This window comes from Allostella sp. (assembly GCF_041913585.1).
GTDB lineage: Bacteria > Pseudomonadota > Alphaproteobacteria > ATCC43930 > Allostellaceae > Allostella.
In genome coordinates, this window is sequence record NZ_JAYSFE010000127.1 from 1 (window position 1) to 12,738 (window position 12,738).

Genomic DNA, 12,738 nt, shown 5'->3' on the forward strand with positions numbered 1-12,738 from the left:
CCCCTCCTCGACCACCCGGCCGTGCTGCATGACCGCGACCCGGTCGGCGATCTCCGCCACCACCCCGAAATCGTGGGTGATGAAGAGGACGCCCGTCCCCTTGCGCCGCTGCAGGTCGCGGATCAGCGCCAGGATCTGCGCCTGGGTGGTGACGTCGAGCGCCGTCGTCGGCTCGTCGGCGATCAGCACCTTGGGATCGAGCGCCAGCGCCATCGCGATCATCGCCCGCTGCCGCTGGCCGCCCGAGAGCTCGTGCGGATAGGCGCGCATGGCGCGCTCGGGATCGGGAATGCGGACCTCGTCGAGCAGCGACAGGACGCGCTGGCGCACTTCTGCGCGCGGCAGGTCGGCATGGATGCCGAACATCTCGCCGATCTGGTCGCCGATGGTGCGCAAGGGATTGAGCGCCGTCATCGGCTCCTGGAAGATCATGGCGACGCCGGCGCCGCGCACCTGCCGCATCTCGGCCTCGGAGAGCGCCGTCAGGTCGCGGCCCTCGAAGCGCACGCGGCCGCCGTCGATGGCGACGCCGACCGGCAGCAGCCGCATCACGGCGTTGGCGGTCATCGACTTGCCGGAGCCGGATTCGCCGACGACGCAGAGGATCTCGCCGGGCGCGATCGCCAGCGACACGTCCTGGAGCGCGTGACTGCGGTCGGCGCCCGGCGGCAGCCGCACGCCGAGGCGCTCGATGGTGAGGACGGGTTCGGTCATCGGCCCTTGAGCCGCGGGTTGAGCGCGTCGTTGAGCCCCTGGCCGACCAGCGACACCGCCAGCACCGTCACCAGGATGGCGATGCCGGGGATGGCGGAGACGTACCATTGCACCCGCAGCACGTCGCGGCCGAGGCCGATCAGGTTGCCCCAGGAGGCGACGTTGGGGTCCGACAGGCGCAGGAAGGCGAGCGCGCTCTCGAGCAGGATCGCCACCGCCATGACGACGCTGGCATAGACGATGACCGGCGGCAGGGCGTTGGGCAGGATCTCGCCGAAGATCAGCCGGACGTCGCGCATGCCGAGCGTGCGGCCGGCCTGCACGAACTCGCGGTTGCGCAGGGAGAGGAACTCGGCGCGGGTCAGGCGCGCCGGCGCCGGCCAGGAGACGATCCCGATGGCGACCGTCACCGTCGCCAGCGTCGACCCGAAGACGACGACCAGCACCAGCAGCAGGAGGAAGTTGGGCAGGGTCTGGAACGCCTCGGCGACCCGCATCAGCACGGTGTCGACCACCCCGCCGTAATAGCCGGCGAGCGCGCCGACGACGATGCCGATGAGGATCGCGATGGCCGTCGCGACGAGGCCGATCAGCAGCGAGATGCGGGCGCCGTGGAAGATCTGCGCGGCGATGTCGCGGCCGGAATTGTCGGTGCCGAGCCAGAAGCGCGGGTTCTGGAACGGCCAGACCAGCGGCCGGCCGGCGAGCGCCAGCGGGTCGCGCGGGAAGAACCAGTCGGCGGTCGCGGCCATGCCGACGACGCCGAGCAGCAGGACCAGCCCGAGGACGGCGGGCGGGCTGCGGAAATAGCTGCGCACGGCCTGCATCGCGGGTCAGCGCCCGGCCGCGATGCGCGGGTCGAGCCGGGCATAGAGCAGGTCGACCACGAAGTTGACGGTGATGACGAGGATCGCCGAGACGAAGACGATCCCGAGCAGGGTGTTGAGGTCGCGCTGGACGACGGATTCGTAGGCGAGCCGACCGAGGCCCGGCAGCGAGAAGACGCTCTCCACCACCACCGAGCCGCCCAGCATGGTGCCCGCCTGCAGCCCGATCAGCGTCACCATCGGCAGGAGCGCGTTGCGCAGGACGTGGCGGACGACCACCCGCGTCTCGTCGAGGCCCTTGGCGCGGGCGGTGCGCACGAAGTCGAGATTGAGCACCTCCAGCATCGAGGCGCGCATGATGCGCAGGTAGATGGCGAGGAAGATCAGGCCCAGCGTCAGGGTCGGCAGGACGAGGTGGCGGGCGATGTCGAGCGTCCGCCAGATGCCGGTCTGGACGGCGGTGATGTCCTCGAGCCCGCCCGCCGGCAGCCATTGCAGGTAGATCGAGAAGACGACGATCGCCATCAGCCCGAACCAGAACGAGGGCGTGGCGTAGAAGACGAGGCCCAGCGTCGAGATCAGCGTGTCCGGCCAGCGGTTGACGCGGCGGGCCGCCACCACGCCCAGCACCAGCCCGGCGAAGAAGGCGAAGGACAGGGCCGCCGTCATCAGCAGCAGGGTCGCCGGCAGGCGCTCGGCGATCACGGTCGCCACCGGCTTGCCGTAGATCGCCGAGAAGCCGAGATCGAGCTGGACCAGGCGCCAGAGATACTGGCCGAGCCGGGCCGGCACCGACAGGTCGAGGCCATAGAACTGGCGCAACTGCTGGGCGGTGGCGGCATCGCCGCCGCCCATCTGCGCCAGCATCGCGTCGACCGTGTCGCCCGGGGCGAACTGCAGCAGCAGGAAGATCCCGACCAGGATGAGGAACAGGGTCGGGATCGAGGCGGCGAGCCGCCGCCCCGCCAGGGCCAGGATGCGCATCGCCTAGCGACCGCCCGCGACGGTCACTCCGCCAGCCACAGGTCGTGCCAGGTGGAGGAGCCCCAGCGCGGCGTGTTGGAGTGGTTGCGGACCTTGGCCGAGATCGTCGTCACGAAGATCTGCTCGATCGGCATCCAGATCGGGATCTCGGAGTTGGCGCGCTGCTGGAACTGCGCATAGAGCGCCTTGCGCTTCACCGGATCGACCTCGGTCGCCGCGTCGTCGATGATCTTGTCCATGGTCGCGTCCGTCCAGCCCCACTGGTTCGTCCAGGGCGCCCCCGGCGGCTGGCCCGAGCGGTACCATACGGTCGTCGAGACGGCCGGGTCGCTGCGGTACTGGTGCCAGCCGGTGGCGAGGTCGAAGGCGTGGTCGGCATAGACCTGCTTGAGGAAGCCGGCGCCATCGTTGCGCACGACGTCGACCTTGATCCCGACCTCGCCCAGCGACTGCTGGACGAAGGTCGACCACAGCGAGATGTCCTCGCCCCAGGTCGCCGGCAGCAGGCGCAGCGAGAGGCGGACGCCGCCGGCGCCCGGCTTCAGCCCGGCCTCGTCGAGGAGCCGCGTCGCCTTCGCCTTGTCGTAGGGATATTGCGGCCCGTTGTCGGCCGGATAGAAGTCCTTGGAGACCGACGGGATCGGCCCGGTGCCGAGCTTGGCGAAGTCGCCGAGGAAATTGTCGATGAAGAAGGGCACGTTGATCGCGTGGGCGATCGCCCGGCGCACGCGGATGTCGGCCAGTTCCTTGCGCCGGAAATTGAACTCCAGCGTGTTGGTGCGGGCGTTGCCCTCGTTGCCCTTGGTCGAGACGATGAAGCGCGGGTCCTTGGCGAGCCGCGCCAGGTCCGAGATGGTGATGCCGGAGAACGGGCTGTAGTGGAGCTGGCCCGCCTCGAGCTGGGCCGCCGCCGCCGCCCGGTCGGTGATGACGCGCCAGACGATGCGGTCGAGATAGGGTCGGCCCTCGCGCCAGTATTCGCCGTTGCGATCGGCGATGACGTGCTGGCCGCGCTCGTACTGGACGAACTTGAAGGGACCGGTGCCGACCGGCGCCAGGTTGTGCGGGTTCTGCCGGATGTCGCCCGATTCGTAGAGGTGCTTCGGCGACACGTAGCCGAGGTCGGGGAGCGCGCGCAGCAGCAGGTTGAGCGGCATCGGCCGCTCGTAGCGGAAGATCGCGGTGTGCGGGTCGGGCGTGTCGACCGCGGTCAGGAAGAGCTGCAGCGTCGTGCCGTAGTTCAGGATCTTCTTCCACATCGCCATGGCCGTGAACTGGACGTCGGCCGAGGTGAAGGGCTTGCCGTCGTGCCAGCGGATGCCGCGGCGCAGGTGGAAGGTGATGGTCTTGCCGTCCGGCGTCGCCTCCCAGCGCTCGGCGAGGACGCCGACCGGATTGCCGGCGGCATCGAGATCGACCAGCGGCTCCTGGATCTTGCCGCCGATGATGTAGACGCCGGTCGAGGCCTGGAGGCTGGGATTGAGCTGCCGCTGCTCGGCGCCGTAATGGACCGCGAAGACGCCGCCGCGGCGCGGGGCGGCCTGGGCGAACGCCCGCTCGGGGAAGAGCACGCTGGCGGCCATCGCGGCCGACGTCATCAGCAGGGTGCGGCGCTTCATTTCCAGACGGCTGTCGGTCACGGCATGGCCTCCTGTCGATTGATGGAACTGGGCGCGCCCGGCGCGATGCATCGTCCGGGCCAGGATCGGACCGGCGCCGCTCAGGCCCGGAAATGCAGCAGCACGCCGGTCGCGGCGGCGGCCGGCACCAGGACGCCGCCCGCGCCGTCCGGCAGCGCGCCCGGGATCCGGGCAGCACCGGCCGGGTCGGCGGTGCCGACGACCAGCGCGGCTGCCCCTTCCGCCGCCGCGCCGACGCGGGCGGCGGCCGGATAGCGGGCGGCGAAGCGAGTCTCGTCGAGGAAGAGGAAGTCGGCCCGCCGCCCGCCCGAGTGCACGAGATGGCCGTCGGGGCCGGCCACGACGGGCTCGTCGATGAGGCGGGAGAGATGGCCCGCCGCCGCCGCCGGATCGGCGGCCAGCACCTCGACCCGGATCAGCCGGTCGGCGCCGTTGGCGTGGCGCATGAGCTCGGGAATCCACACCGTCTCGCGCGTCAGGTGCTGGCAGGCAAAGACGCGCAGGCCGCCCGGGGCCTCGCCGACCGGCCAGCGGAAGACGTTGAAGCGCGCCTCGCCGGCACCGCCGCCCGGCAGTTCGACCGGGCGGCCGAAATGCACCGGCCCGATTGCGTCGATGCCGCGCGCCCGCAACTCGGCCGCACCGGCGGCCGCGTCGTCGGTGGTGAAGGCGGCGCGCTCGATCCCCTCGCGCCGCTTCAGGAACGCGATCGTCGGCTGCAGGTGGTCGGTCGGCGTCAGCACGCCCAGCAGTTCGACATAGTCCTCGCCGAACATGATGGTGTAGTTGGCAGAACCCAGATGCGCCGAATGGGTGCCCCGCGGCGACACCGTGAAGCCCAGCCGGCGCCAGGCGTCCGCCGCCGCGTCGAGGTCGCGGACGGTGACGACGACATGGTCGAGGCCGAGGATGTGCTGCAGCGGCATGCTCGGGATCCTCCCGGAAAAAGGGGGCGTCCTTATGACACCGGGCCGGTCGTCGCCGGGAACGGATTTTTCTATCGCCGGGGACAAGCGGATTTTTGCTTGAAGGACCGGCGTCCGGCAACATGGGCCGGAACCGAAGAGGACGCCAGAGAATGCGGGAGGACGGATCGGTCGCCCTGGTGACCGGGGCGAGGCGCGGCATCGGCCGGGCGATCGCGGTGGCGCTCGCCGCCGCCGGCCACGACGTCGCCGTCAACGACGTCGTCGAGGACGCGGCCGTCGCCGAGACGCTGGGCGCCGTCGCCGCACATGGACGCCGCGGCGTCTTCCTGCGGGCGGACATCGCGGACGCCGCCGGCCACGCGCACCTGCTCGACGCCGCGGCGGCCGCACTCGGCCCGGTCTCGGTGCTGGTCAACAATGCCGGCGTCTCGGTCGCCCGCCGCGGTGACCTGACGGAGGTGACGCCGGAGAGCTTCGACCGGCTCATCGCCATCAACCTGCGCGGGGCCTTCTTCCTGACCCAGGCCGTCGCGCGCCGCTGGCTCGCCGAAGGCGCCGGCCGGCGCCGCGCCATCGTCACCATCTCCTCGGTCAATGCCGAGATGGCGAGCCCCGACCGCGGCGAATACTGCATCGCCAAGGCCGGGCTGGCGATGCTGACCAAGCTCTTCGCGGTGCGCCTCGCCGAGATCGAGGTGCCGGTCTTCGAGGTTCGCCCCGGCATCATCCGCACCGACATGACGGCGGTCGCCCGCGAACGCTACGAGCGCGCCTTCGCCGCCGGAACGCTGCCGGTCCGCCGCTGGGGCGAGCCCGAGGAGGTCGGCAGGGCGGTGGCGGCGCTGGCCGGCGGCGGCTTCGGCTTCGCCACCGGCACCGTGGTCCGGGTCGACGGCGGCCTGACGGTCGAGCGGCTATAGTCGGCGGCGATAGCGCGCCGTCATCACCGGACGCCATTCGCCGTCCGGACCCAGCATGCGCGAGCGCATGACGCGATGGTCGGCATCGACGATCTCGATGATGTCCTGATATTTCGTCATGGCGCCCGGGGTCGCGGCGGCCGGGTCGGCGAAGCTCGGCCCGACCGTATCGAGGGTCAGGATCTTGCCGGACGGGTCGAGCGACCCCTCATAGGTCCAGAGATGGCTCATCATGGAGGCGGCGAAGGTGCCGACGAACTTGCCCTTGGCCGGGTCGTAGCCGAGTTGCATCAGCGAGGCCATGGCACCGCCGCCCGGCATCTCGCCGCTGCCCTCGGCCAGGAGCCAGGCGCCACCCATCATGCGCGCGCTCTCGCGCATCTCGGTCGTGACCGGCGGCTGGTCGGGGCCGGTCGAGCATTCGCCTTCGACCGACCATTCGCCCGCCAACCGTTCCAGCCAGCGATGCTGTTCGAGCAGTTCCAGCTTCATGACGGCACCCTTCGCTATCGAAATTAGATAACTTATCAGTTAGGTATTTCCATTGCCGGCGGGTGTCAACCGGCCGACACGCAAACCAACCGTTGCCGACCAGGTACACCGCCATGCCTCCGACCCAAGGCCGTCCGGTCGTCCAGATCACCGGCCTCGCCAAGTCCTACGCCTCCGGATTCGAGGCCCTGAAGGGCGTCGACCTGGAAATCCGCGCGGGCGAGATCTTCGCCCTCCTCGGCCCGAATGGCGCCGGCAAGACGACGCTCATCAGCATCGTCTGCGGCATCGTCCGCGCCACGGCCGGCCGGGTACTCGTGGACGGCCACGACATCGTCCGCGACTGGCGCGCCGCACGCTCGCTGATCGGTCTGGTGCCCCAGGAACTGACCACCGACGCCTTCGAGACGGTGTGGGCCACCGTCACCTTCAGCCGTGGCCTCTTCGGCCGGCCGCGAAATGCGGCGCTGGTCGAGCGGGTGCTGCGCGACCTGTCGCTGTGGGACAAGAAGGACAGCAAGATCATGACCCTGTCCGGCGGCATGAAGCGCCGGGTCATGATCGCCAAGGCGCTGGCGCACGAGCCGCGCGTCCTCTTCCTCGACGAACCGACCGCGGGCGTCGACGTCGAGCTCCGGCGCGACATGTGGGGGCTGATCCGCCGCCTGCGCGAGGCCGGCGTCACCATCATCCTGACGACCCACTACATCGAGGAAGCCGAGGAGATGGCCGACCGGATCGGCGTCATCGACCGCGGCCGCATCGTGCTGGTCGAGGAGAAGGCCGAACTGATCCGCAAGCTCGGCCGCAAGCAGCTCGCGCTCCATCTCGCCGAGCCGCTGGCGGCGGTGCCGCCCGGGCTCGCCGCCTACGGGCTGGAACTGGCGGCGGACGGCGCCGAGCTCGTCTACACCTACGACACCCGCGCCGAGCGCACCGGCATCACCCGCCTCCTCACCGACCTCGCCGCCGCGGGCATCCGCTTCCGCGACCTCCAGACGCGCGAGAGCTCGCTCGAGGACATCTTCGTCAGCCTCGTCCGGAAGCCGTCATGAACCTCCGCGCGATCCACGCCATCTACCGCTTCGAGATGGCCCGCACCGGCCGCACGCTGCTGCAGAGCATCGTGTCGCCGGTCATCTCGACCGCCCTCTACTTCGTCGTCTTCGGCGCCGCCATCGGTTCGCGCATCGAGGAGGTCGACGGCGTCAGCTACGGCGCCTTCATCGTGCCGGGGCTGATGATGCTGTCGCTCCTGACGCACAGCATCTCGAACGCGGCCTTCGGCATCTACTTCCCGAAGTTCGTCGGCACGATCTACGAACTGCTGTCCGCGCCGATCTCCTTCGCCGAGGCGACCGTCGCCTATGTCGGCGCGGCGGCCACCAAGTCGATCATCCTCGGCATCATCATCCTGGCGACGGCGGGCCTCTTCGTGCCCCTGCGCATCGAGCATCCGTTCTGGATGGCAGGCTTCCTCGTCCTCACCGCCGTCACCTTCAGCCTCTTCGGCTTCGTGATCGGCATCTGGGCCGACGGGTTCGAGAAGCTGCAGTTCGTGCCGATGCTGGTGGTCACGCCCCTCACCTTCCTCGGCGGCAGCTTCTACTCGATCGACATGCTGCCGCCGTTCTGGCAGTGGGTCAGCCTCTTCAACCCGGTCGTGTACCTGGTGAACGGCTTCCGCTGGAGCTTCCACGGCACCGCCGACGTCGCCATCGGCATCAGCCTCGGCGTCACGCTGGCGATCCTGACCGCCTGCCTCGGCATCGTCTGGTGGATCTTCCGGACCGGCTGGCGCCTCAAGAACTGACCGCCGCACCGGAACCCCCGGCCGCCATCGGCGGTTGGAGCCGGGACAGTCCCGGACATCAGCCGAGGAGAGCCGACATGGTGCGCCTGCGTCGTCTGGCGGCCGCCGTCGCCCTGGCGGCGGCCGTGCTTCCCACCAGTTTCCCGCGGGCCCAGACGGCGGCGCCCGCGGACGTCGATCCCGCTACCGCGCAGTACCTGAGCGAGGCGGCGCGCGAAGACCGCACCGCCATCGAAGCCAGCCGGCTGGTGCTGGAGCGCTCGGCGCGAACGCCGGTCCGGGAGGCCGCCAAGCGTGTCCTCGACGAGCGGACCAAGGCGCAGCACCGGCTGACGACGGCCGCCAGCGTGCAGTCGCTCGGCATGCGCCCCGACAAGGCCGCGGAGAATGCCGGCGCCGAAACGGTGGAGGCCCTGCGGACGACCGCGCCAGAAGGGCTGGACCGGGCCTGGCTCAGGGTGGCGATCGAGAGCCACGAGGCGGCCCTGCGCCTCCAGCAGAGCTACGGCCGCAGCGGTGCCAACGACGCCCTGCGCTCGAACGCGATGGCCGACGCGATCCAGCTCGAGGCCCGCATCGGCGACCTTCGGCGGCTCGCTCGCCAGTTGGACGGTCCGTCCTGACCGGGTCAGCGCCGCCAGATCGCGAAGAACACGATCACGCCACACACGACGATGACGACCGCGATGGCGATGGTGTCGAGAGAGAGCCCCATTGCAGCCCCCGACGAGCGTCGCCTGCATGCGACCGCGCGCCAGGAGAATGAGTAGACCGGATATATCATCCGCGTCGATGGCTTCGTCGGACATCGGGTCGGACGCATTGCCGCCACGCCCGAGCGTCCCGACCTTGCAGGCGGGACGGGAATCCCCACTTGCATGGTCATCCATTCAACGATCGGAAGCCGCGAGATGCGTCAGGTTCTGTCCTTGCTGGTAGCCGCGGTGGTCGCCGCCGCCGTGGTCATGCTGGTGGTGACGGTGCTGAGCGGCGTGCTGTGGTTCGTCGGGATCGTCGTCGCGTTCCTGATCGTCGCCGGGGTCGTCTATGCGCTGCTGACCGGCCGGTCGCGGACGATCACGGTGCGCCGGCCGCCGCAGTCCTGGCGCTAGCCCCGGCCGGGCGCAGGCCGTCGAAGCGGTCTCGCGCAGCGGCCGCATCGCGCAGGATCTCCGCGAAGATCGCGGCAACGGGCTTGATCTCGTCGGCGAAGGCAGCCGACTGGCCCATCGACAGGATGCCCCGCTCCCAGTCGCCGGTCGCGTAGGCGTCGCGCGCATTGGTGCCGCGCACATGGGGCAGGTAGCGGGCGAAATCGCGCTCGCCCGCCGCTTCCAGCTCGGCGACGGCGCGCGCGGCGGCATTGTCGAGGCAGCGGTAGGTGTTGCGAAAGCTCGCCATGACCAGCCGCGAATCGCCCTCGCCGGTAGCCACGACCTTGCGCTTGTAGTCCTCGTGCGCCCAGATCTCGGTCGCGACCGTCATCCGGGATCCCATCACGATCGCATCGGCGCCCAGTCCCAGCGCCGCCACCAGCTGCTGCCCGCAGCCGATGCCGCCGCCCAGCGCGAACGGCACCTTGAAGGACCGCGCGGCGAGCGCGCCCTGGACCATGGTACCGACGAAATGCAGGCCGGGATGGCCGCCGCATTCCTGGCCGACGATGGCCAGCGCATCGACGCCGGCCTTTTCCGCCCGGAGGCCGTGGCGCACCGCCGAGACCTTGTGGATGACGATGCAGCCGGCCTCCTTCAGGCGCGGCAGGTAGGCCTCGGGCGTGTTCCCGGCGGTCTCGATCAGCCGCACCCCCTCCTCCGCCAGCACCTCGATGTAGCGGTCGAGGACGGCATTCTCCTCGGCCCGGCCGGAGATGAAGAGGTTGACCCCGAACGGCCGGCCGCCGGTCAGTTCGGCGCAGAGCCGGAGCTCGGCCCGGAAGGCGTCGAGGTCGGGGAACGTGCGCGCGGTGATGAAGCCCATGCCGCCGGCATTGACGGCGGCCGCGACGTAGCGGGCGTCGGCCAGCCACATCAGGCCACCGCAGAGAATCGGGTGGCGGATGCCGAAGAGCCGGGTGATCGGCGTCTCGAAGAGCGGGCGCGCCAGGACGTCCCGGTCGCCGGCGCTCACCGTTCGGCCCCGTCGTCGCGCCGGAACACCGGCCGGCGCTTCTCGAAGAAGGCGGCCCGGCCCTCGGCATGCTCGGCGCCGCCGAAGGCGACGGTCTGGGCCAGCGCCTCCATCTCCAGCGCCGCCTCGAGCGACATCGGCATCTGGCCGAGCTGCTGCTTGGTCATGGCGAAGGCGACGGCCGGCAGGTTCGCCAGCAGGGCCGCCTGCTCCTGCGCGGCGTCCTGCACCTCGCCGTCGGGCACGACCCGGTCGCAGAGGCCGATCGCCAGCGCCTCGGGCGCCCGGACCGAAGCCGCGGTGTTGAAGAGGCGGCGCGCATGCCCGGTGCCGACGCGGCGCGGCAGCGTGTGGAAGAGGCCGTAGTCCGGCACCAGGCCGACCTTGAAATAGGGGAAGCCGATCATGGCGCCATCGCCCATCACGATCGCGTCGGCGAGCAGCGCGAGGCCGGCACCGCCGCCCATGGCCGGGCCCTCGACGGCGGCGACGACCGGCTTTTCGGCCGCCGCGATCGTCCGGATCATCCGGTGGCTCGCCTTCATCCGGGCACGGCCGACATCGGCCGCCATGATGCCCATGGAGGAAAGGTCGCCGCCGGCGCAGAAGGCGCCGTTGGCACCGGTCAGGACGATGGCGCGGACGGCGGCGTCGCCGAGCGCCGCCTCGAAGGCCGCTCCCAGTTCCTGCCGCAGCGCCGCCGACAGCGCGTTGCGCTTGCCCGGATCGTCGAGGACGATGCGGGCGATGCCGGCTGCGGGACGTTCGGTTCGGACGAGGCTCATCGATCGGCGACCTTCAGCGCTCGGGGTCGGAAGCGGGCCATAAGGACCGCGACGAGGAACAGGGCCACCCCCAGGACGTCGGTGACCAGTTCGGGAATGAGGAGGCAGCACCCGGCCGCGCCGAGCACGACCCGCGCGCCCCGCCCGAGGGCACCGAGCCGCGGCAGGTAGCCCTCGAAGGCGCCGGCCAGGAGGGTGGCGGCAGCGATGCCCGTGACGAAGGCGCGCAGGCTGTCGTACCACGCCCCCTTCAGGATCAGCGCCGGCTCGAGGACGAAGAGCACCGGCAGCAGCAGCAGCAGCAGGCCGATGCGGATCGCCTTGATCCCGGTCTCCATGGCGTTCGCCTTGGCGATCGAGGCGGCGGTGATCGCGGCGAGCGCGACCGGCGGCGTGATGAAGCTGACGATGCCCCAGTAGAGGATGTAGAGGTGGCTCGCCATCGGGTCGAGACCGGCGCGGACCAGCGCCGGCGCCAGCACGATCGCCAGGAAGATGTAGCAGGCGCTGGCGGTCATCCCCATGCCGAGGACGAAGCTGGTGATCGCGCCGAAGAAGAGCAGCAGGTAGACGTTGCCGCCGGCGAGCTGCACCAGCTCGCGCGAGAACGAGTTGCCGACGCCGGTGATCGACAGGGCGCCGACGATCATCCCGATGCCGGCCAGCAGGGCCACGATCTGGCCGACCGCCTGGCCGCAATCGACGAGCAGCGCGATCGCCCGCCACCCGTCGAGCCGCCGCCCGACGAAGGCCGCCGCCACCAGCAGGGCCGAGACGTAATAGGGCGCCTCGCCTTCGATGCGCATCGCCAGCAGGAGCCAGGTCAGCAGGGCGAGGCAGAAGAGATAGAACCACCCGTTGCGCAGCGTCGGTCCGAGCGCCGGCACCTCGTCGGGCCGGAGACCGACCAGCCCGTTGCGGGCGGCATAGAAATCCGTCTGCAGGACGAGGGCGACATAGTAGAGCAGCGCCGGCAGGAAGGCCGCGAGGGCGACGTCGCCATAGGGGACGTTGAGGAAGCTCGCCATGATGAAGGCGGCGGTGCCCATCACCGGCGGCATCAGCGCCCCGCCGGTCGAGGCGCAGGCCTCGACCGCGCCGGCATAGGGCGCCGGATAGCCGCAGCGCTTCATGGTCGGGATCGTCAGCGTGCCGGTGGTGATGACGTTCGAGGTCGGGCTGCCCGACAGCATGCCGAAGAAGCCGCTGGCGACGACTGCCACCTTGGCGGGGCCGCCGCGGCTGGTCCCCATGAGCGCGCTCGCGAAGTCCATGAAGAAGGCCCCGCCCCCGGTGCTGGCGAGCACGACGCCGAAGACGAGGTAGCCGATCAGGATGTCGGCGGTCACCTGCATCGGCACGCCGATGATGCTCTCGGTGCCGAGCGCGTGGGCGCGCACCGTCTCCGCCACCGAGAAGTCGTTGCCCCAGAGGAAGCCCGGCATCACGCCGGCATAGAGCGGGTAGAGGAAGAAGACGACCGCGACCGTGAAGAGGATCGGCC

At 70.6% G+C, this 12,738-nt stretch carries 14 protein-coding genes; 5 read left to right on the top strand and 9 right to left on the bottom strand.

Going from position 1 to position 12,738, the window contains the following annotated elements:
* The 5 genes from ACE3Q3_RS19480 to ACE3Q3_RS19500 all read right to left on the bottom strand — a co-directional run.
* Window positions 1-714: ATP-binding cassette domain-containing protein (locus tag ACE3Q3_RS19480; protein ID WP_374448906.1), on the bottom strand; the 714-nt coding region annotated here is incomplete at its 3' end.
* Window positions 711-1,541 carry an ABC transporter permease gene (locus tag ACE3Q3_RS19485; RefSeq protein WP_374448907.1) on the bottom strand — a complete coding sequence of 277 codons (831 nt, stop codon included), beginning with the start codon at window positions 1,539-1,541 and terminating at the stop codon, window positions 711-713. The genes ACE3Q3_RS19485 and ACE3Q3_RS19480, both read right to left, overlap by 4 nt.
* A gap of 6 nt (window positions 1,542-1,547) precedes the next feature.
* Window positions 1,548-2,525 (bottom strand): ABC transporter permease, encoded by a 978-nt coding sequence (locus ACE3Q3_RS19490; protein WP_374448908.1) that lies wholly within the window; start codon window positions 2,523-2,525, stop codon window positions 1,548-1,550.
* A gap of 23 nt (window positions 2,526-2,548) precedes the next feature.
* Window positions 2,549-4,165, bottom strand: coding sequence for an ABC transporter substrate-binding protein (locus ACE3Q3_RS19495; RefSeq protein WP_374448909.1), 1,617 nt, complete (start codon window positions 4,163-4,165; stop codon window positions 2,549-2,551).
* Between the two features lie 80 nt (window positions 4,166-4,245).
* Entirely contained in the window at window positions 4,246-5,091 is an 846-nt protein-coding gene (locus ACE3Q3_RS19500) for a VOC family protein (RefSeq protein ID WP_374448910.1), read from the bottom strand.
* Between the two features lie 152 nt (window positions 5,092-5,243).
* On the opposite strand from ACE3Q3_RS19500, the gene ACE3Q3_RS19505 reads away from it, so the two are divergent.
* Entirely contained in the window at window positions 5,244-6,014 is a 771-nt protein-coding gene (locus ACE3Q3_RS19505; protein ID WP_374448911.1) for a 3-ketoacyl-ACP reductase, read from the top strand.
* Here the strand turns inward: ACE3Q3_RS19505 and ACE3Q3_RS19510 are convergent.
* Window positions 6,009-6,506: a DUF1579 domain-containing protein gene (locus ACE3Q3_RS19510; RefSeq protein WP_374448912.1), complete on the bottom strand. Its 498-nt coding sequence runs from the start codon at window positions 6,504-6,506 to the stop codon at window positions 6,009-6,011. The genes ACE3Q3_RS19505 and ACE3Q3_RS19510 overlap by 6 nt on opposite strands.
* Window positions 6,507-6,619: 113 nt before the next feature.
* On the opposite strand from ACE3Q3_RS19510, the gene ACE3Q3_RS19515 reads away from it, so the two are divergent.
* The 4 genes from ACE3Q3_RS19515 (at window position 6,620) to ACE3Q3_RS19530 (ending at window position 9,431) form a co-directional block, all read left to right on the top strand.
* Window positions 6,620-7,561, top strand: coding sequence for an ABC transporter ATP-binding protein (locus ACE3Q3_RS19515; protein ID WP_374448913.1), 942 nt, complete (start codon window positions 6,620-6,622; stop codon window positions 7,559-7,561).
* On the top strand, window positions 7,558-8,319 hold the full coding sequence (locus ACE3Q3_RS19520; protein ID WP_374448914.1) for an ABC transporter permease: 762 nt from the start codon (window positions 7,558-7,560) through the stop codon (window positions 8,317-8,319). The genes ACE3Q3_RS19515 and ACE3Q3_RS19520 overlap by 4 nt, the downstream gene beginning before the upstream one ends.
* A 77-nt stretch (window positions 8,320-8,396) precedes the next feature.
* Window positions 8,397-8,942, top strand: a complete 546-nt coding sequence (locus ACE3Q3_RS19525) for a DUF4142 domain-containing protein (RefSeq protein WP_374448915.1) — start codon at window positions 8,397-8,399, stop codon at window positions 8,940-8,942.
* Window positions 8,943-9,230: 288 nt separating this feature from the next.
* On the top strand, window positions 9,231-9,431 hold the full coding sequence (locus ACE3Q3_RS19530) for a hypothetical protein (protein ID WP_374448916.1): 201 nt from the start codon (window positions 9,231-9,233) through the stop codon (window positions 9,429-9,431).
* On the opposite strand, the gene ACE3Q3_RS19535 is transcribed toward ACE3Q3_RS19530, so the two are convergent.
* The 3 genes from ACE3Q3_RS19535 to ACE3Q3_RS19545 all read right to left on the bottom strand — a co-directional run.
* The gene (locus ACE3Q3_RS19535; protein ID WP_374448917.1) at window positions 9,397-10,449 is read right to left on the bottom strand and encodes an NAD(P)H-dependent flavin oxidoreductase; all 1,053 of its coding nucleotides are present in this window, start codon (window positions 10,447-10,449) and stop codon (window positions 9,397-9,399) included. The two genes, ACE3Q3_RS19530 and ACE3Q3_RS19535, sit on opposite strands and share 35 nt — an antisense overlap.
* Complete coding sequence (locus tag ACE3Q3_RS19540) at window positions 10,446-11,234, bottom strand: enoyl-CoA hydratase/isomerase family protein (protein ID WP_374448918.1); 789 nt, start codon at window positions 11,232-11,234, stop codon at window positions 10,446-10,448. Before ACE3Q3_RS19540 ends, ACE3Q3_RS19535 begins: the two co-directional genes overlap by 4 nt.
* Window positions 11,231-12,738, bottom strand: a 1,508-nt coding sequence (locus tag ACE3Q3_RS19545) for a TRAP transporter permease (RefSeq protein ID WP_374448919.1), incomplete at its 5' end; no start/stop codon positions are given. The genes ACE3Q3_RS19540 and ACE3Q3_RS19545, both read right to left, overlap by 4 nt.

Excerpts from the sequence above, each read along its gene's own strand:
- ACE3Q3_RS19490 (WP_374448908.1), bottom strand. The coding sequence starts at position 2,525 with ATGCGCATCCTGGCCCTGGCGGGGCGGCGGCTCGCCGCCTCGATCCCG.
- ACE3Q3_RS19540 (WP_374448918.1), bottom strand. The coding sequence starts at position 11,234 with ATGAGCCTCGTCCGAACCGAACGTCCCGCAGCCGGCATCGCCCGCATC.
- ACE3Q3_RS19520 (WP_374448914.1), top strand. The coding sequence starts at position 7,558 with ATGAACCTCCGCGCGATCCACGCCATCTACCGCTTCGAGATGGCCCGC.
- ACE3Q3_RS19530 (WP_374448916.1), top strand. The coding sequence starts at position 9,231 with ATGCGTCAGGTTCTGTCCTTGCTGGTAGCCGCGGTGGTCGCCGCCGCC.
- ACE3Q3_RS19510 (WP_374448912.1), bottom strand. The coding sequence starts at position 6,506 with ATGAAGCTGGAACTGCTCGAACAGCATCGCTGGCTGGAACGGTTGGCG.
- ACE3Q3_RS19500 (WP_374448910.1), bottom strand. The coding sequence starts at position 5,091 with ATGCCGCTGCAGCACATCCTCGGCCTCGACCATGTCGTCGTCACCGTC.
- ACE3Q3_RS19515 (WP_374448913.1), top strand. The coding sequence starts at position 6,620 with ATGCCTCCGACCCAAGGCCGTCCGGTCGTCCAGATCACCGGCCTCGCC.
- ACE3Q3_RS19525 (WP_374448915.1), top strand. The coding sequence starts at position 8,397 with ATGGTGCGCCTGCGTCGTCTGGCGGCCGCCGTCGCCCTGGCGGCGGCC.
- ACE3Q3_RS19485 (WP_374448907.1), bottom strand. The coding sequence starts at position 1,541 with ATGCAGGCCGTGCGCAGCTATTTCCGCAGCCCGCCCGCCGTCCTCGGG.
- ACE3Q3_RS19505 (WP_374448911.1), top strand. The coding sequence starts at position 5,244 with ATGCGGGAGGACGGATCGGTCGCCCTGGTGACCGGGGCGAGGCGCGGC.